Source organism: Natronorubrum sp. A-ect3 (assembly GCF_041821125.1).
Lineage (GTDB): Archaea > Halobacteriota > Halobacteria > Halobacteriales > Natrialbaceae > Natronorubrum > Natronorubrum bangense.
The window spans coordinates 422,175-440,932 of the sequence record NZ_JBGUBB010000002.1; the positions used below are offsets into that span (position 1 = coordinate 422,175).

15 protein-coding genes are annotated in these 18,758 nt (G+C 58.6%); 7 read left to right on the forward strand and 8 right to left on the reverse strand.

Features of this window, described 5'->3' with window-relative positions:
* Window position 1: 1 nt before the first annotated feature.
* Window positions 2–1,180: a M24 family metallopeptidase gene (locus ACERJA_RS08725; RefSeq protein WP_373607817.1), complete on the reverse strand. Its 1,179-nt coding sequence runs from the start codon at window positions 1,178–1,180 to the stop codon at window positions 2–4.
* A 179-nt stretch (window positions 1,181–1,359) separates the two neighbouring features.
* On the opposite strand from ACERJA_RS08725, the gene ACERJA_RS08730 reads away from it, so the two are divergent.
* The gene (locus ACERJA_RS08730) at window positions 1,360–1,905 is read left to right on the forward strand and encodes a CDP-2,3-bis-(O-geranylgeranyl)-sn-glycerol synthase (RefSeq protein WP_373607818.1); all 546 of its coding nucleotides are present in this window, start codon (window positions 1,360–1,362) and stop codon (window positions 1,903–1,905) included.
* A 72-nt stretch (window positions 1,906–1,977) separates the two neighbouring features.
* Here ACERJA_RS08730 and aglF read toward each other — a convergent pair whose 3' ends face one another.
* A complete protein-coding gene (gene aglF / locus ACERJA_RS08735) occupies window positions 1,978–2,712 on the reverse strand; it encodes a UTP--glucose-1-phosphate uridylyltransferase AglF (protein WP_373607819.1) in 735 nt (244 codons plus the stop codon).
* Between the two features lie 107 nt (window positions 2,713–2,819).
* Window positions 2,820–4,235 carry an SWIM zinc finger domain-containing protein gene (locus tag ACERJA_RS08740; protein ID WP_373607820.1) on the reverse strand — a complete coding sequence of 472 codons (1,416 nt, stop codon included), beginning with the start codon at window positions 4,233–4,235 and terminating at the stop codon, window positions 2,820–2,822.
* Between the two features lie 227 nt (window positions 4,236–4,462).
* Between ACERJA_RS08740 and ACERJA_RS08745 the strand changes: the two genes are divergently transcribed.
* Window positions 4,463–5,314 carry an RNA ligase family protein gene (locus ACERJA_RS08745; RefSeq protein ID WP_373607821.1) on the forward strand — a complete coding sequence of 284 codons (852 nt, stop codon included), beginning with the start codon at window positions 4,463–4,465 and terminating at the stop codon, window positions 5,312–5,314.
* A 38-nt stretch (window positions 5,315–5,352) separates the two neighbouring features.
* Here ACERJA_RS08745 and ACERJA_RS08750 read toward each other — a convergent pair whose 3' ends face one another.
* Window positions 5,353–6,792: a polysaccharide biosynthesis C-terminal domain-containing protein gene (locus ACERJA_RS08750; protein WP_373607822.1), complete on the reverse strand. Its 1,440-nt coding sequence runs from the start codon at window positions 6,790–6,792 to the stop codon at window positions 5,353–5,355.
* A 63-nt stretch (window positions 6,793–6,855) separates the two neighbouring features.
* Window positions 6,856–7,317 (reverse strand): hypothetical protein, encoded by a 462-nt coding sequence (locus tag ACERJA_RS08755; protein ID WP_373607823.1) that lies wholly within the window; start codon window positions 7,315–7,317, stop codon window positions 6,856–6,858.
* A gap of 816 nt (window positions 7,318–8,133) precedes the next feature.
* Between ACERJA_RS08755 and ACERJA_RS08760 the strand changes: the two genes are divergently transcribed.
* On the forward strand, window positions 8,134–9,006 hold the full coding sequence (locus tag ACERJA_RS08760) for a DUF563 domain-containing protein (RefSeq protein WP_373607824.1): 873 nt from the start codon (window positions 8,134–8,136) through the stop codon (window positions 9,004–9,006).
* Window positions 9,007–9,015: 9 nt separating this feature from the next.
* On the opposite strand, the gene ACERJA_RS08765 is transcribed toward ACERJA_RS08760, so the two are convergent.
* A complete protein-coding gene (locus tag ACERJA_RS08765) occupies window positions 9,016–9,873 on the reverse strand; it encodes a hypothetical protein (RefSeq protein ID WP_373607825.1) in 858 nt (285 codons plus the stop codon).
* Window positions 9,874–10,161: 288 nt separating this feature from the next.
* Here ACERJA_RS08765 and ACERJA_RS08770 point away from each other — a divergent pair, with 288 nt between their 5' ends.
* Window positions 10,162–11,304 carry a hypothetical protein gene (locus ACERJA_RS08770; RefSeq protein WP_373607826.1) on the forward strand — a complete coding sequence of 381 codons (1,143 nt, stop codon included), beginning with the start codon at window positions 10,162–10,164 and terminating at the stop codon, window positions 11,302–11,304.
* Here the strand turns inward: ACERJA_RS08770 and ACERJA_RS08775 are convergent.
* Entirely contained in the window at window positions 11,301–12,386 is a 1,086-nt protein-coding gene (locus ACERJA_RS08775; RefSeq protein WP_373607827.1) for a glycosyltransferase, read from the reverse strand. The genes ACERJA_RS08770 and ACERJA_RS08775 overlap by 4 nt on opposite strands.
* Before the next feature lie 140 nt (window positions 12,387–12,526).
* Between ACERJA_RS08775 and ACERJA_RS08780 the strand changes: the two genes are divergently transcribed.
* The gene (locus ACERJA_RS08780) at window positions 12,527–13,429 is read left to right on the forward strand and encodes a glycosyltransferase family 2 protein (protein ID WP_373607828.1); all 903 of its coding nucleotides are present in this window, start codon (window positions 12,527–12,529) and stop codon (window positions 13,427–13,429) included.
* A 48-nt stretch (window positions 13,430–13,477) separates the two neighbouring features.
* Here the strand turns inward: ACERJA_RS08780 and aglG are convergent, their stop codons facing one another.
* Complete coding sequence (aglG, locus tag ACERJA_RS08785; protein ID WP_373607829.1) at window positions 13,478–14,437, reverse strand: glucosyl-dolichyl phosphate glucuronosyltransferase; 960 nt, start codon at window positions 14,435–14,437, stop codon at window positions 13,478–13,480.
* A gap of 171 nt (window positions 14,438–14,608) precedes the next feature.
* Between aglG and ACERJA_RS08790 the strand changes: the two genes are divergently transcribed.
* Together ACERJA_RS08790 and ACERJA_RS08795 are read left to right on the forward strand one after the other, a co-directional pair.
* Window positions 14,609–17,617 carry an oligosaccharyl transferase, archaeosortase A system-associated gene (locus tag ACERJA_RS08790; protein ID WP_373607830.1) on the forward strand — a complete coding sequence of 1,003 codons (3,009 nt, stop codon included), beginning with the start codon at window positions 14,609–14,611 and terminating at the stop codon, window positions 17,615–17,617.
* A gap of 187 nt (window positions 17,618–17,804) precedes the next feature.
* Window positions 17,805–18,731, forward strand: a complete 927-nt coding sequence (locus tag ACERJA_RS08795) for a DUF368 domain-containing protein (RefSeq protein ID WP_373607831.1) — start codon at window positions 17,805–17,807, stop codon at window positions 18,729–18,731.
* Window positions 18,732–18,758 lie beyond the last annotated feature (27 nt).

The following is an 18,758-nucleotide window of genomic DNA, read 5'->3' on the forward strand; positions in this document are numbered from 1 at the left end:
CTTAGGTCGTAAACAGCTCTCGTGGGAACTCAGCCAGCGTCTCAGCGCCGTCGCTGGTGACCCGGAACGTCTCGCTGATCTCCATGCCGACCTCCTCCGTCCAGATGCCGGGAATCATGTGGAAGGTCATGTTCTCCTCGAGGACCGTCTCGTCGCCCGGACGGATGCTTGCGGTGTGTTCGCCCCAGTCCGGCGGGTAGCCCAGTCCCATCGAGTAGCCGATCCGATCTTCTTTCTCGAGGCCGTACTGGGCGATCGTCTCGCGCCAGGCCTTCTCGACGGCCTCGCAGGTCACGCCCGGTTCGACGACATCGAGGGCTGCTTCGATCCCTTCGACGACGATTTCGGCGGTTTCCTCGAGTTCTTCCGGTGGATCGCCCACGAACGTCGTCCGGGCCAGCGGCGAATGATACCGATGGCGACAGCCCGAAAGTTCGATGATAACCGGGTCGCCGTCTTCGAACGGACGGTCAGTCCACGTAAGGTGTGGCGTGTCGGTGTGGTCGCCCGAGGGCATCAACGGGACGATCGAGGGGTAGTCGCCACCGTACTCTTCGGTGCCCGTGATCAGTGCCTCGTAGATCGCCGCCGCGGCCTCGTACTCCGGGACGCCTTCTTCGATCGCGTCGAGGCCCGCCTGCATGGCGTTTTCTGAAATGCGGGCGGCCTCGCGCATGTACTCGATTTCCTGCTCCGATTTCTTGATTCGTACCCAGCCGACCAGCAGCGTCGCGTCTTCGAACTCGGCGTCGGGCAGGTTCTGCTGCAGGCGCGTGTAGGACTTCGCGGTGAAGTAGGCCGCGTCCATCTCGAGGCCGATCCGGCCGTCCGCGACCTCGAGGTCCTCGAGCACGCCCGCGATGTAGTCCATCGGATGGAGATCGTGTGGCGAGTGGACGTGGTCGTCACTGTAAGAGAGAATGTTCGACTCGGACAGATACGCCGTCGCCCGCGCGCCGCCGCCGTCCATCTCGCGGCCGACCCAGACCGGTTCCTCGTGGTCTGGCGTGACGATGACCGCCTGGTGGACGTAAAACGACCAGCCGTCATAGCCGGTGAGGTAGTTCATATTGGCCGGGTCGGAGACGACGATCGCGTCGAGGTCTTCCTCGCGCAACCGTTCTTTCGTCCGCTCGACCCGCCGTTCGTACTCGGCTTCATCGAAAATATTTCGTGACACGGTAACAGGGCCTCTACGAGGGAGATCGATCAGCAGCGCTAAAAGTTTTTCGTGTATGTCTATTACAGATACTGTGTACGCTTGGACGACGGACCGGCGCCGTGGGTCGTTCGTGGACCGTTCTCGTAGTCGCCTGCGAACCACCGGCGATTAAGACACGGCGGTTCGTTCGGCCGGATATGGCAATCCTCGAGACAATCGTGATCGCGTTCTGGGCGATGTTGCCCGCCTACGTGCCGAACAACGCCGCGGTGTTAGCCGGCGGCGGCCGACCGATCGACGGCGGCCGGACGTGGGGCGACAAGCGAGTGCTTGGCGACGGCAAAACGTGGCGCGGCACTGCCGCCGGGATCACCGCTGGTCTCGCGTTGGCTGGTCTCCTGTCGGTCGTCGCGGCCGACGTCAGTGCAGCCACCGGGATCGATGTCCCCGAGTTCACGCCGCGTGCAGCGCTCGGGCTGGCTGCCGGGGCCATGCTCGGCGACATCCTCGCCTCGTTTCTGAAACGCCGGTCGGGCCGCCAGCGCGGCGCGATGTTCCCCGGCCTCGATCAGCTCGATTTCGTTGTCGTCTCCTTGCCACTGACGGCGCTGCTCGCGAGTGAGTGGTTCTTCGACGTGTTCACCTGGGACGTCATCGCCGTCGTCGTGATCTTGACGCCGATCCTCCACGTCACGACGAACATGATCGCCTACAAACTCGGCCTGAAAAACGAGCCCTGGTAGCTGGATCTCATCGACGACCGCGAGTCGACTTCCAATGACGAACGCAGCAGCGACGGACGTGACTCGAGCCGGCTACTGTTCGGGAACTGCTTCCTGCTCGTTTTGAATTCGCGCCGCTGCAGTCTCTCGATCCTCGGGATAGCCAACGTCGATACGCCAGCCGTCCATCCGGATCGCGTCGATGGTTCGGCCGGACTGAATCAACAGATCGATCGCGTCGGGCAGTTCGTACTCGCCGCGGTCGGAGGGTTGGACGAGGTGGCAGGCGTGGAAAATGGCAGGCGTAAAGGTGTAGAAGCCGGTCATGACCAGATTCGACGGCGGCTCTTCGGGCTTCTCGACGACCTCGACGATCTCACCGTACTCGTTCGTGTCGAGGACGCCGTAGCGGGAGGCCTCCTCGTAGGGCACTTCCTCGACGAGAAAGGCGGCGTCGGCACGATCCTCCTGCTGACGGTTGATCACGTCCCCGAGGTTGCCACGGAAGACATTGTCGCCCAGCATGAGGACGAAGTCGTCGTCGATGTGGGGTTCGGCCTGGAGGATCGCGTGCGCGAGGCCCAACTGCTCGCGCTGGTGGGCGTACGTGATCGGCACGCCCTCGTACTCGTCGCCGTACCGTTCGATGATCTGCTCTTTCATATGACCGACGACCACGACGAGCTCGGTGACGCCGATCTCGAGGAGGTTGTCGAAGACGTCCTCGATGAGGGGTTTGTCGTCAACCTCGACGAGCGCCTTCGGCTTCTCTTCAGTGAGGGGCTCGAGGCGGGTCCCCTTGCCTGCGGCCAGCACGACTGCTTGCATGTCCGATGATATCCAGAGCGAACTCGTATATACTTTGTGAGCGATAGGTTCGCCTTGGTAACTCCCTCTGGGTCTTGCCGTCACGCGTCTTCCACCCGTTTCGATGGTTACGATAGCTCTTCGTAGATACGCGTTCGAACCGTGAGATCGTCTTCGGCGAGCGTCTGAAGCAGCGAACGGAGTTCCGCGGTGGATGCCGACTCGAGGACGTCCTCGAGTGACTGCTCACCGCCGATCGTTTCGACGTCGCCACTCGCCAGCACGGCCGCGACGATGTGCTTACACAGGTTCGCATCGTCGGGACAGCTACATCCGCCCTCAACGTAGCTGCCGTTCGAGAGGGTGACCTGAACGTCGTACGGTCGACTTCCCTGGACCGTTGCCTCGAGGGAGTCGTCGACGCGTTGGATATCGGTCACAGCACCCTGTTCGTAGTAGCGCTCGCCGCGGTCGTATCGGCCGGGGTCCGTGATCGAGCGGAGCGTTTCCGTATCGACTGCTGCGGACGGCTGCTGGGTTTGGAGCCGCGGAAACGCCTCGATTACGGGGTCCTCGCCTGGGACAGCGGGATCTGCTGACCGGCGATGAATGTAGCCCTGCTGGGGCCATCCAAGCGGAAACCAGTGGTCCGGATCGCACACAACGTCCCAGCAATCGGTGATCACGTCCACGTGGTCTCCCGGAAGAATTCCCTCGAGAGTCACGGTACGGGGGGTCGTCCCGACGGTGAGAGAGACCTCGGTCTGGTGTGTGTCGGCGGCGGCGACCTGCTCGGCGTAGTCTGTTCTGACGGCCTCGAGTGCGGCGATCCCCTGTGCCGTGAAGCCGTGGCCGGTGCGCTCGAGTTCGAAGATGACGTCGGCGTACGTGTGTTTCTCACGGTACTTGATCAGCGGACGGTTGCTCCCCGTCAGGTCAGCGGGGTCAGATTCCGGAAGCGTCGTCCCGAAGACGATCGGCGTGACCGATTCGTCGGGTGTCTCGGGAAGACGGTTCTCGTCGGGTGGGTGCTCCGACTTTGGCTCGCCCAATTGGGTCTCGAACAGTCGTCCACAGGCCGGACACACCGTCGTTCCGAGATCGTCGCTGTGCCACGTCGTCCGTTCGTGGGCGCGACACCAGTCACAGCCCTGTCTCGTCTCGCGATCGGACCGGTCCCAGTCGGCGGCGCGAACCGGTGTCACCCGTTTGAGATCAGCGATGACCGTCGCTCGGCGTTTCTGGTGTTGGTCCAGCCTCGTCCGACACGAGCCACACAGGTCTGAATCGCTCTCCTCGATAGCACTCGGCAAGACGAGGCGCTGGTCGTGGGCGTACCCTCGAGAGAACGCCGTCTCATCGACCGATCTCGATCCTGAACGGATCTCCTCGCGTGATTTCGGCGGCTCGTAGGCGACGATGTCGGTCGCCGTGACGGTTTCGTCGAGAGCTGCGTCTTCGTCGTCGAACGCCCGGCCGTATCGACAGCCGTCGGGGCCGACGACGTGCCACTTTCCAGACCCGGAGCGAGCGAACGTTGGCACGGTTGGCGGGAGAACGGTGCGGTGACGGATAGTGGTTTCCAACCGTCGCCAACTTATTTTTGACTGCGATAGAGACTTGTTCAGACAGCCACCGATGAACGCCGACGAGCTTGAGACACACGTCGACCGACTCGAGGATGACCTCGAGGCGTTACAACGCAGTATCGGCGACCGCAACGCGTGACGTTACACGACAGTCAGGTCGTAACTCGGCCGCTCCCCCATCAATGAAAGACTATCCCCCAATTCCATGCGTCGAAACCGCTCCCGACTGCCTCTTCGAGTCCGGCCATCTGTGGCTCCTCGAGAAAATCGACGGGGCTCCCCTCCGTTTTCAGCTCCAGCCGTCGGGGCTGATTCGATTCGGTGATCGAAATCGCGTCTACGACGATTCCGACGACATCCCAGCGCCCTACCAGCACGCCGTCCGCCACGTCCGGGAGCACCTCGAGCGTGACGCGCTCCGCAGCGCCGTCGACGACGTGGAAGACGTCGTCTTCTTCGGCGAGGCCACCCACCACCACACGATCGAGTACGACTGGGAGCGCACGCCATCGTTTCTCGGCTTCGACGTCTGGTCGGCCACTGCGGATGCGTTCCGTCCGCCGGATACCGTCGACGGGATTTTCAGGGGGATTGGCCTCGAGCCCGTAAACGCCATCGAACGGGAACTCCATACGCGGGATTTCGATCCCGATTCGTACACGGTGCCGGAGTCTGCGTGGTACGACGGCCCTGCCGCGGGCGTGGTTATTCGGAACAAACGGGGCGACCGTGCGAAGCTGCTCCATCCCGACTTTCAGGACGTCGACGAGACGGCCCCCGTGGATTCGTCAGCAGAAGAACTGGCGGCGGAATACGCCACGCGACGGCGACTCGAGAACGTCGCGGGGATGCTCGAAGATCGTGGTCAGTCGGTGACCTTTGAGACACTGTATGAACGTGTCCTCGAGGACATCGCTCGTGAGAAGCACACGCAGTTGTATGGCGAAAAGGGGACACTCGAGCTGGGGACGTTTCGCTCCGAAGTCAGTGCGTTGACGCGGGCGTTTCTCGAGGAGTGGCGAGACGGCGAGTAGTGATAGCCGTGGAACGCCCACCGCACAGATCTGGCACGTTACTGTGCGAAGGGGACGTCGAACGGGAGATTTCTCGAGACCGTGGTTCGGAACGTCCTCGAGATCGATAGCAGGACGAGGAAGTAGACCAGCGCACCGAGGCCGACGAGGGCGACAACGAAAATTTCGTTGTAGGCGGCGATTGGTTGTGGTTCACCGAGGGCTCGAGCGGCGTAGACGACGACGCCCATGAGCAGGGCGGCGATACACTGTTTGGATATTTCCTCGAGTGGGACGCTGAACCCGACGTGACGACGAGTGTAGTAGAAGCCGAAGACGAGACCGATGGCGGCAGAGCTCGCTGTGGCGATCGCCGCGCCGACCCAGCCTATAGTGTAGACGAGTGCGACGTTGAGCACGAGGTTTGAGACGATGAAGACAGCGTTGGCCCGGAACGCGAGGTCGGGTCGGTCGATTGCGTTGAGGGTATTGAGCAGCTGCTTGTTGTACGTGTACGCGAGAATGCCGACGAGCAGCATCGTCAGTACCTGTGCACCGATCTCGAAGCCGTCGCCGTAGATAAGCATCAATCGATCACCGAGGATCGCCGCGCCGGCGATTCCTGGGATCAAGAACAGTCCAGCATACGAGAGTGCGTCGTTGGTGAGCGTTCGGACCATGTCGGTGTTATCGGCCGCGGATCGTTTGCTTAATTCCGGGAATAGCGTAGTTTGGATCGCGCTTCCGAAGATGTCGAGGAACTTCGAGAGGGTGTAGGCGACCGCGTAAATCCCGGTGAGCCCCGCGGGAACGAACAACCCGAGCACGATAATATCCATGTCACTGAACGTCTTCTTTCGCATGCTCCCAAGCCAGGAGAACTTCGCGAAGTCGAACAGGCTGACGACGTGTCGCCACCGTGGGCGGGCAAACGTCGGTCTGACGACGAGGAGTCCGATCGCAGCGATCGCGGCGGTCCCGATGGCGTAGCCGAGGAGCATCCCGTCGAGTTCCCAGCCCAGGTAGACTAATGCGATCATTACGATGCTCTGTGCTCCTTGTTTGGCGGTGCTGAGCGGAGCATAGACGTGGACCCGGTGTGTCCCCTTGAGCGCGGTGTTGACCAGTCCGCTGAAGATCGAGACGACTAACAGCAGAACGACAAACTCGGCGACCGGCTGGCCGACGTAGGCGTTCACCTGCTCTCGGAATGCCAGGACACCGAGCGCGACGAGAGCCGTGAGCGTCGCCTTGATCGCTGTTCCAGCGACGAGGTACGCGTCCGGCTCTTCGTCCTCGCTCATGCGCTTGACGATCGCCTTCCCGAAACCGACGCTCTTGACGATCCCGAGCCAGGAGACAAGTGCGAGCGTTATTGCGTAGAAGCCGTAGATCTCCTCGCCGAGGGTTCGAGTGAAGTAAATCGTGGCAAGAAAGCCGAGAAGAGAGCCGGCGAGTTTTGAGACGAGGTAGATGACGGAAGTTTGGCCGAGACGCATGAAGATTCGTGTTACGTGAGTAACGGACGAGTGGTTTAAGGATATTCTTACTCGGAACAGGTGCTACTCGTCTTCGAGCACGTCCACCAAATCCGGATGGTCGCAGAACTCCTTCGGAATCTCTTCCCCCCGACGTGCACGATCCCGTATCGCTTGCCACTCGGCGTGACGGCGAAACACCTGCACGGGAATCCGATCAATCTCGAGCACTTTTGCGATTGCGAGGCGATGTTGACCGCACATGTTCCACAGGAACTCCCCATCTCTCCCGATGTCGACGGCGATCTCGTTGGCCAATGGATGCATCGCATCGTTGAGACCATCCCACGCTGTCTCGGGGTTTTCCTCGACCAGCTGACGCTGCGATTTGTATCCATCGTCGCGAATGTGCCGATAGAGTCGATCGATCTCCTTCCCACGGTCCTCGAGCGTTGCCTTGTCATATCTGTCGGCGAGGACGGTTTCGCCCCACTCAAGTCCCTCGACGAACCGTTGTTCGATTGCTTTAGCAAACGTTCGCTGCATGTAGGGTTCACCTGCACTATCCCATTCACCATCGACAACCCATCCACGTCGTTTCGAGAATATCTCTCCAGCCGTGTACTCGATCGACGACGGATCGACGAGGATGCATTTGTACGGATCCGCATCTGTGTATTTGTGTGGGTACACCCTGTTGAACAACCAAACCATCTGATGTACTGTTTCCCGGATTAGGACGTAGACTGCGGTTGCTACCGGGTTTGGTAACGATCGAACGAGGCGATGTAACTGTAACTTCCAGCTCAGGTACCTTGTCCCATATAGAAACAACCGGTCTGCCCCTTCGGTACGAAGTGTCTTCAGCGAATGTTCTATCAAATCCCGGAAGCCAGAAAACTCAACTTTCCCCATGTAGTTCGTCCTGTGTTTTATGTTTGTAAGTCGAAACGCCGATCAACATTTCGTTGTGACCGTAGCTTTATCAAACGTGTTTTGATTTGGGTTTCGGTTTTTTTAACGCCCATGAAACTGAGTGCTTAAGGTTCGTCACCAGAACGATTTAGCTGAATGTGGACACCGAGGGACTTTTCATACAGGAAATTCCGCCGGAAGGTTGAACAAGACGGAAGCGCGAATGCTGTCAAGGCATCGTTTGAACTGGTAGCGAGAAGCGCTCTCGGCCCCCTTGTGTTCCAACGACTTTTCGAACACGGAACCATTCGGTCTATCCACCGTCAAGAACTGCTCAAACGCGCAACTAATGTCGTCTATCCCGAGACAGGGACGTCGGAAACAGCATCTGTACCCTTCGCTGCAAACGTCGGGCAAGGATACGTTTTCCCAACGACTGGACTTGTGTTGACTGACGACGGACATCCCGTCGACGAATCAGTTGGACCAGCTGGTGACGACAAAAACGGCGTTATCAAATCGATCGTTCGGCATGCGTTCGTCGATAGTCCGAGTTTGGCTACCGACCTCGTTACTGGGAATACGGATTCGCTCCAAGACCACGCAAGGACGCTGGACACGATTTGTCCGCTCTCTTATCGATATAAGAACTACTACCACTGGACGATAGAGACACTTCCACGGGTTCGATATGCTCGAGCATACGAGGAACGAACTGGCGAGGAAGTAACGTACGTCGTCTGGTCAGGCGCTCCACCCTACGTTGCCGAAACGTTGGACCTGATCGGAGTTCCGGAGCGAAAAATCGAACGAGCTAGAGCTCCAGTATATCGCGCTTCAAACGTTGTCGTCCCATCGTTTCCAGAACAAACAGCGACGGATTATGAATGGGTTCGTGAAGCTGTTCTCGAGAACATCGATCCAAATACGGAACCGATCGACGTTGGAAGCAACGTCTACATTTCGCGTACGAACGCTGTCGAGCGACAGATCGTCAACGAGTCTGCAGTCGTCGAGGCACTCTCGAAATACGGGTTCGAACCGTACGTTCTCGAGAGTCAGAGTGTCGCCCAGAACGTCCTGTTATTTCACGAGGCAGACGCTATCGTCGGAGCCCACGGAGCTGGATTAACCGATCTTATCTACTGTGAGGATGGCGTCGTGTTCGAACTCTTCGGCTCGAAAGTCAAGGACCCCTACGAGCGATTGGCTGACACTGTGGGCGTCGACTATCAGCCGGTTCGGTGCCAGCCCGACTCGACGGACATCGCCGTCGATGTCGATCATCTTGAGCGGACGATCGAAAACGTGCTCGAGTAGAGAAATAGCTCAGCAATTTCGATTATTCTCGTCGAGGACATCTGCTAGATCGGGATGGGTGTGATGCCTCTCAAAATCTTCCAGGAACACGGATCTGGACGTTTGGGAAGCCGTCTCCCGAACCTGTTGCCACCGTTCGTGTCGGGCCGAGATCCGGACTGGTATTTCCTCGAACTCGAGTATCTTCGTGATCGCGAGCCGGTGCCGTCCATCGACGAAGAGAAACTGACCGTCGCGACCGATGTCGACGACGACCTCGTCGTAACAATTGAATCGGTCACCATCGGCGTACTTGTCCGAAGACAGTCCCTCATGCTGAACGAGTTCCTGCTTGCTTCGGTACCCCTGGTTCCGGATGCGTTCGTAGAGATGGTCGACTCGAGCACAGGCCTCCCACACGTCTTCCTCGTTTGCACAGCCTCGCCAGATGACGTTTCCGCGGTCTGCTTGCTCGAGGACGTGCTGGATGAACTCAATGTCCCCCCACTCTTTGCCGTCCTCGAAGCGCTGCCGAAGTGCCTGGACGACAGGGAGGTCCTTGACGCGCTCGTCGCTTTGGTCCCAGTCACCACCCTGGATTGTCCCGAGGTCCTGCCACTGGAACCGTCCCGGGTTCGGTCCCCGACCGGTGACATGGGTGATCTCGGTCGGATCGACGCGGACGATTTTGAAGGGGTCAGCGACGGCGGAGTGTGGGCGGGAGTTCCACCAGCGAAGTAATTCCCGGTAGCGTGGACTTCCGTAGAGGCCCTTGGTGCCGAGTACGTGTCTAACGTACCGGGGAACGAAACGCGCCGACTTTTCGATGGTCGGAACGAGCCCCTCGTTTCGGTAGACGTGTCGTGCTCGGTGGAGGAGCTTTTGCATTAGTTAACGTGGAATCGAAGTGGAACTCGCCTATATGTTGCGAAGCGCTCGACGAGGTGATGATCGATCGAGGGCGTGACGGCGAACTGCTGCTGGTCGACGGGTGACACCGGCTATTCATCGCTAAGGTGCGGCGTCGAGGAGATCCCCGTGCTGGTCGTCGTTCGTCACCGGGAGCACGTCGACGACAGGTGACTCGAGGCTGCGTGGTCTGGGGTTCCGGGACGGCCCCGAGATTGGTCCCGAGGAACTTATATCGGCGTCGCCTCGAGTGTAGTATCACGACGAATGTCAGGTCCCGAGTCGGATGTCGAGGGGGAGACGATCACGATCCACGAGCTGCTGGAACGGAGCGCGGAATCCGCACTCGAGCTCCAGCGCGAGGACGGATCGTTTCCACCGGGGCGAAACGGGGTCTACGACGAGTCGGAGACGCCCGTGCGAACAACGTCACACTGGCTGACGACGCTGTCGAAGGTGTACGAGATTACCGGCGACGAGGTGTTCGCCGACGCGGCCAACGACGCGGCCGACTATTTGCTCAGCGACGAGGCACGGCCACACGGGTATACGTTTCACTCGAGGAATGCGGAGGGGAAAGACAAGTGTGATGGGCTTATTGGTCAAGCCGCACCAATCCGAGGATTGACGCGTGCAGGACTTACTCTTGAGCGACCGGAATTAGTTGAAGTAGCAAGGGATGTTGTTGCTCTCCACCCTTTCAACGAACAACTAGGTTTGTGGGAACGGGTCGAAATTGACGGTAGCTTTCAGTCTTTTGATCGGACGTTGAACCATCAAATCACATTTGCTGCTGCTATCGCAAATTTCCCAACTCAATGCAAGGATATTAAAAATGATTTGAGGAGATTTCTGGATAAACTACGGGAGAACCTTCGAATAGACAATGACGGAGTCATAAAGCACTATGTGCGTCCATCATTATTGGAAGTAATCCGATGCCTTGGCTCTAACATACGCCATTGGATACTATTGCTTAATGAATTGATGTTTCACTATTATTTATATTCGACGAATCGTAGGGTGAAGGAGATGAGCTACCAACCACTGAATTTGTATGGACTAGCTCGCCTCAAACAACGATTTCCTAACCACATACTTTGGGAAGACCAATCAATCCAGAAGTCGTTGGATCTCTGTAAAAAGCATTTTGGTGTTATTAAGAATACTAATTCAGGAAGTCTTGTGCCGGGAATTCAGATTGCATATGCTCTTTCTGTTTTTGATGACTGTCGTGAAATTGATGAATACATCGCCGTGGACGTCAATAATCGGTTCAATTTTGAAACCAACCTTCTTTCAAATAATGTGATTGATCCACACCTTACATCTGCATCAATCTGTAATGCTGTAACTCTCTCTGACGTTGAGATTAACCTGGCCTCACAACGAGCGCTCTCAGAACGTTAAAACAGAGAACCGTATCGAGATACTGCTGTTTCAACATCGAAATCATTTGCGCGGCTCATAACTCTTTCCGGGTCACAGGACTCTTCAAGAGTCTGTTCAATTGCGTCTGCAAGTTCTTTATTATCACCAACAGAGACGAGCGAACCGTACTTTCCACGATCAAGAATCTCGTCAGGACCGCTCTCACAGTCTGTAGAGACCACCGGACATCCACAGGCCATCGCCTCAATGAGGACGAGACCGAACCCTTCGTGTACCGACGAGAGAACGAACACGTCCGCGGCCGACATATAGCTGTATGGATTATCGACGAACCCTGGAAACGAGACGCGGTCGCTGATTCCAAGCTCTATAGCCTGACGTTGTAACGCCTCCGTCTCGGGACCATTACCGAATAGGACGAGACGAATATCGTTTCGCTCGAGTCGAGCAAACGCGTCGAGAAGCGTATCGAATCCCTTCTGTGGCTCATGACGACCGCCGGATAGAACGACCTCGAGCGACTCGTCAGCAAGCCACTCGTGATCTACCGGCTCAGATGCTTGTTCTCGAATTAATTCGACTCTGACCGGATTGTAGATCATCGAGATCGAGTCATCCTCGAGTCGTGTCTTCTCGAGAAGATCGTGGCGAACACCTTTGGAAACCGCAACAGCGTGGTCTGCCAGTGGGTAACTAGCCCATGCTCCCAGTGTAACGAGTCGATCCTTGATGGAGTCGATACTATGCGACAGCATGTTGTGTTCGCTGATGACGAGCCGTGTGTTAGTGGAAGCAAGCTGGTGGGCCGCGATTGCGATGAGGTTTGGCTCGGTCATCATCGAGTAGAGCACGTCTGGCTCACGTGAAGTAAGATATCGACGTAATGGCAAGAGACTAGTTGCCACGCGCCTCGCCTCCAGGTCAACGATGGAAACGTCGTCGGGAACTTCATCGAGCAAATCACCGGAAGCATCCACGAGAACGAGATCGACATCGTAACCTCGGCCAGAGAGCCCACTAGAGAGATCCAGCGCAACGCGTTCTGCCCCACCGATCGTCATCGACGTTAGATAGATCCCGATCGATCTCGGTTCTGTCATCGAAGTATATCAGTCGCATTGTGTCAGGTCGTTAAATCCCTTCTGACTTTATTGATCTGATAGATTGAGGCATTTCATGGAATCGACCAACGCCTTTTTGCGACTGGCATATCGACTGACGTAGAGACGACACTGTCGCCATGTCTTATTCAGAACACGCGAGAATATCCGTCATCATCCCCGTCTACAACGACCCCGCCGGTATCCAGACCACCCTCGAGTCCCTCCTCACCCAAACAACCAACTATCAAATAGTCGTCGTCGACAACAACTCCAGCGACCGGACCCCGGAGATCGTCCGCTCGTACGAAGACGATCACGACCACCTCATCCTCTGCCACGAGACCGAGATCCAGTCCTCCTATGCCGCCCGCAACACCGGTATCCGCAACACCGACAGAGAACTCCTTGCGTTCGTCGACGCCGATATGACCGTCCCCGAGGACTGGCTCGAGTCCGCCCTCCACACCTTCCAAACCACAGACGCCGACTACATGGGCTGTAACGTCGAGCTTACCCTCCCGAACAACCCACCACTCCCGGCCCGCTACGATCACCACACGGGCTTTCCCGTCGAAGGGTACCTCGAGCACCAACAGTTCGCCCCGACCTGCTGTCTCTTCACCCGACGAACTGTCTTCGAGGACGTAGGCCTGTTCGATCACCGCCTCGAGTCCGGCGGCGACAAGGAGTTCGGCAACCGGGTCCACGAAGCGGGGTATGACCTCCAGTTCGCCGAGGACGTGATGATGTACCACCCAACCAGAAATAGCTTCCGCGCACACGTGAAAAAGGATCGCCGCGTCGGCCGCGGGCTCTGTCAGCTCCAGCGCTTTCACCCCGAACGCTATGGCACGCCGGGGATCCCGCCACGTCCCAGCGGGATCAAACGCCCCGAGCGAGATCTCCCCACGAAGGATCGACTCGCCTTCGGTGCGCTTTCGAAACTGCTCACCGCCGTCCGCGGGATGGGCTACTACGAGGAGTATCTCACTGGCGACGAGGACGCGACCCTCGAGGGCGTACCACGACTCGAGGCGTGAGCGATCGCTCGAGGACACATTACACCGTCCGGAAAGAAAACCAGACAGTCAGTTACCCGCCGTAGCGTCACGGTCGGCGATTAACTCCGAGCGATCGACGTCGAGCAATCCGTAGAGATAGCCAAACCCGACTGCCGCGGTAAAGATGAAAATCGTCACGAGCTGTTTTGCCTTCGCACTCGAGGGCTCACGAACCAACTCGCCGACCCGATCTGGAACGAACTCGAGCATGAGCTGTCCCAGGTATTCGTTTTTGTCCCCAGAGGCCTCGGGTAACAGAATGTCCATGATCCGTTTGGAGTAGCCCTGCCAGAACGACCGAAACACCAGCCACCGGAAGTCCCCACGGTAGTCGAACAGTTTGTGGTGAACCACGGCGTCGGTGTTGTAGATCACACCCTTGCCATACTTGTTGGCCATTCGAATACACACTGGCGCTTCGTGAGCCTGGATGTGGCGATCCCCTTTCCGGCCCGTATTCTCGTCGTAGCCGCCGACGTTCAAGAACACGTCCCGGCGAAAGGAGATGTTCGAGCCGTACGTGTTCCGCAGTTCCTCCATGTGCTCGCCCATTCCGCGTTCGTCACAGCCGACCAGCCAGTAGAACTCCTCGGGGAAGAAATCCGGCTTCTCGGTCACCCAGTCGGGTTTTGCGTGGCCGCCGACAGCAATCGCGTCGGTCTCGTCGTAGACGCGTGCTAGTTCCTCGATCCAGTCGGGTTCGGCGACGGCATCGTCGTCGATAAACGCCACGACGTCGCCGGTTGCGATCTCGGCGCCTCGAGTCCGACTGTAGGAAATTCCCTGATTCTCGTCGTTGCAGTGGAGGACGACGCCCTCGAGGTCGCCGTAATCTTCGCAGACGCGATCGAAGACGGCGTCGTTCCCGTCGACGACGATGACGACCTCGAGTGGGTCGTACGTCTGGTCGAGGACGCTGTCGACACACTCCGAGAAGACGTCGTAGCGTTCCATCGCGTAGGTACAGATGACGACAGAGACCTTCATCGAGAATCGGTTGCTGTGACCGGCGAATAAGTGTTTTCCTTCAGGTGAGTTACAGTCGTGGTGGAGTGTCCACCGGCGATCCCTGTTTGAGTCACGACGATGGGGTATAGATGTCAGAGAGCGACAGAGAGATGACAAGGCTTATTCTTGGCTTGTGTCTGGTGAGACCTAATGAGTACGGACACTGAACACGTCGAAGACGAGGGCGCTGAAACGGCGCCGTCGTTGCTCGAGACGTGGGCTGACTGGTATCACATCCCCGTCATCGGGGCCGTGATGCTGTTTATGTTCTGGGTACGGACCCAGGCGTATGGAAGATTCGTCACCGAGGATGGCACGCCCGCACTGGGTGGTGTCGACTCGTGGTATCACTGGCGGACGGTCGAGTGGACCGCCGAGAACTATCCGAATACGATGCCGTATGAGATCTGGACTGGATTCCCGACTGGCAACTACGTCGGCCAGTTCGGGACGCTGTTCGACCAGATCATCGTCACTATCGCGATGATCGTGGGCCTCGGCGATCCATCCACGAGCACGCTCTATACCGTCGCGTTGCTCACTGTTCCAGCAATGGCAGCACTCGTCGCGATCCCGGTCTTCTATATCGGCCGACGCCTTGGCGGCACTGTCGGCGGGCTCGTCTCGGTCGTTGTCCTCGCACTCGTCCCGGGATCGTTCCTCGCTCGCTCGACTGTCGGCCAGCTCCAACACCACGTCGCCGAGGTGCTGTTCATGGCGATCGCCGTCCTCTCGATGATGGTCGCCTTGCGGGTCGCCGAACGCGAACAGCCGATCTACGAACTCGTCGTTGACAAGGATTGGGAGACATTGCGACAGCCAGCTATCTACAGCGCCCTCGCAGGTATCGCACTTACCCTCTACATCTGGGTCTGGCCGCCTGCCGTCGTCCTGATTGGTATCTTCGGTGTGTTCTTTGCCGTCCAGCTGTGTCTCGACTACGTTCGTGGTGTCTCACCGGACCACGTCGCGTTCGTCGGTGCGACCAGTCTTGGTGTGACTGCCCTCACGACAGTCTTGCTGATTGAGGAGCCGGGAACAAGTGTCACGAGTTTCGGCTATCTCCAGCCAGCCACGGCGCTCCTCGTCGCTATCGGCTGTGTGTTCATGGCCTGGCTCGCTCGAGAGTGGAACAATCGTGATATCGACCGCCGTTACTACCCAGCCGCGATCGGTGGGCTCATCGTCGCGGCGTTCGGGATCATGTGGCTCATCCTCCCTGATCTCTACAGCACACTCGTTGGGAACCTAACGAGCCGACTGCTGCCACTCGATCCGGGAACGGGTTCGCTCACTATTTCGGAAGCGCAGCCACCCGAAAACTTCACCAGCCACGTCTTCAACGAGTTCGGGGCGGCCTTTTACACGATGCTTGCGGGCCTTGCCCTGCTCATCGCTCGGCCGTTCCTCGGACGTGAATACCGCGCTGAGTACACGCTGATCATCGTCTGGTCGCTGTTCCTGATCAGCATGGCTGCGACACAGCTTCGGTTTGCGTACTATCTCGTGCTAGCCGTTGCGGTCGTCAACGCCGTCTTCGTCGCGGACATCGTTCGCATCTTCGACCTCGATATTCGGGGTGGTGTCGACTCGCTTCGCCAGGTCGAGACCTACCAGATCATCGTCTTGGTACTGGTCGTGATGCTTCTGTTTGCACCACTACTGCCACCGATCGCGGCCGATACCGATACCGCGTGGGACCGTGGCGAACGCGTCGGTCCGCACCAGGAAGCGATGGTCTGGGAGGAATCGAACCACTGGCTTGCCGACAACACGCCCGAACCTGGTGACTGGGGTGGCGCGGATAACGCCAGCGAACTCGAGTACTACGGCACCTACGACTACCCCGAGGGCGCGGACTACGACTACCCTGAGGGTGCCTACGGTGTGATGTCGTGGTGGGATTACGGCCACCTAATAACGACCCAAGCCGAGCGTATCCCACACTCGAACCCGTTCCAGCAGAACGCCCGCTCCTCGTCGGCGTTCCTGACCGCTGAATCCGAACAGCGCGGCGAACTGATCCTCGATGCGATCGCTGCAGGCGAAGATCCGCGTGGCACAGATGAGCACACGAACGAGGATCTCGAGGCAATGGCCGACGGTGCGACTCACGAGGAGATGCGGTACGTGATGATCGATCACGCGATGGCTGGCGGGAAGTTCCCCGCGATTACCCAGTGGACGGGGCCGGAGTACACCGACTACATGACGCCGGAAGACTACCAGCCTGGACAGTCACTCCATTCGGATGAGATCGCGGAGACGTTCGGCGAGGTGCCGTATCACAACACGATGCTGTCCCAGCTGTACTTCGACGACGCGGACGGCATGGAACACTACCGTGTCGTTCACGAGAACGAAGGCGCCGGAACGGCCCTATTCGCCAGTTACGCGCAGGTGTTTTCCGAGGAGGCGCCAGAGTTCCCAGAGCAGACGGTCCAACAACTAGAAGCCTGGGGGTACGAGGACGGTGACGTGCTCTACGTTCAGGACGGCGAACTCGCCCCACCTGGTGAGGGACAGCTCGCAGTTCAGGTGAATCAGCGAGTCGGCCAGGAGAGGCTGTTACAGCTCGATCAAGGTCCGACCACGGAGCTCTTCGGTGTCAATGACGCCGCCGCAGTCAAAACGTTCGAACGCGTCGATGGTGCGACACTCTCTGGGACCGTCGACGACGAGGACGACCTCCTCGAGGAGGATGCGACAATCACCGCCACGGTCGACCTCGAGACGAACGCCGAGCGAACGTTCACCTACACGCAGGAAGTCGAGCTCGCTGCCGACGGCTCCTTCGAACTGGTTGTCCCGTACGCGACGGACGACGAACTCGGCGTCGAGGACGGCTACACGAACAGCAGCGTCGAAGCAGTTGGTGACTACACGCTAACCGTCGGCGAGCCCGGCGAAGAGGGCTATGAAGCACAGACTGCTGTCCCCGAAACGGCAGTGATTCAGGGTGAACTGATCGACGATATCGAGTTCGAGCAGACTGAACTCGAGGACCAGGACGACGCTGACGATGCGGACGGTATCGAAGACGTAGACGACGGTGACATCGAGGAAGGGGCCCCTGAAACCGAACCCGATGACGAACTCGGCGACGACGCAGGTGTCGCTGGCGCACTCGCTCCGGCGGCGACGCAGGTGGCCGGCTAACGACACTTCGTTTTTATTGGCTGTCTCGGAACTGGGCTTTCGTGATCGTGTCTCGAGATGCCATCGGATCGACACGGACACTGTGTGACAGTCAGCTAACAACAGTTGCTGATCGGCACACTGGGCGTTGTTCAGCGCTGTCCAAGAGTAAGAAAGCTTTTCCCGCCGTCCGGAATACCCCCGGGCAATGCGGGAGTTTCTCGCCGTCTATCTGAAAGGATTCTCGATGGGGGCAGCCGACGTCGTCCCCGGAGTATCGGGTGCGACGATCGCGTTGATCGTTGGGATCTACGATCGGCTGATTCGGGCGATTACGGCGATCGACCCACGATCGTTTCGGCCGGCCCTGCGTCCCCACGACCCCGAGGCACGAACACAGCTCCGGACGGAACTCGAGCGAATGGACATTCCGTTCCTGATAACGCTTGGACTGGGGATCTCGACGGCGATCGTGGTCCTTTCGCGGGTGATGCATGGAGCAGCGACGACGTATCCCGTGCCGACCTACGGCTTTTTCTTTGGGCTGATCGCGGCATCAGCAGTCGTTCTCTACGGCGAGGTCGAGACGTGGACGGCGGGACGGGTCGTGGTCTCGCTGGTCGCGATCGTGCTCGCGTTCCTGATCACGGGCATAACTGCTGGTGGGGCCTCACACGGTGTGTTGATGGTGTTCATCGCCGGTGCGGTCGCGATCTGTGCGATGGTCTTACCGGGTGTTTCGGGGGCGTTTTTCCTCCTTATTCTCGGCCAGTATGAGTATATGACTGGCGTACTGAGCGAGTTCGTTGATGGCCTCATTGGGCTGCTCAACGGTGATGCGCTCGCACCCGTACTCGAGGCGGGCTCGGTCGTCGCTGTCTTCGGCGTTGGCGCAGTCATCGGGCTGTTCACGATGGCCCACGCAGTGGGCTACGCCCTGGACCGCTACCGTGCTGCAACGCTTGCCTTCCTGGTGAGTCTCATGGTCGGAGCGCTCAGACTGCCGTTCGTAGAAGCGACGAGTAATCTCGGTACCTCACCCGCTGGCACACCGACCATTGCCGTCGTCGCGGGGCTCATCGGCGCGGCTGCCGTCTTGCTCGTCGACTGGTATACCGACGACCTCGAGTACTGAGCTGCCGATCCGCTGGCGCTCGTTTGG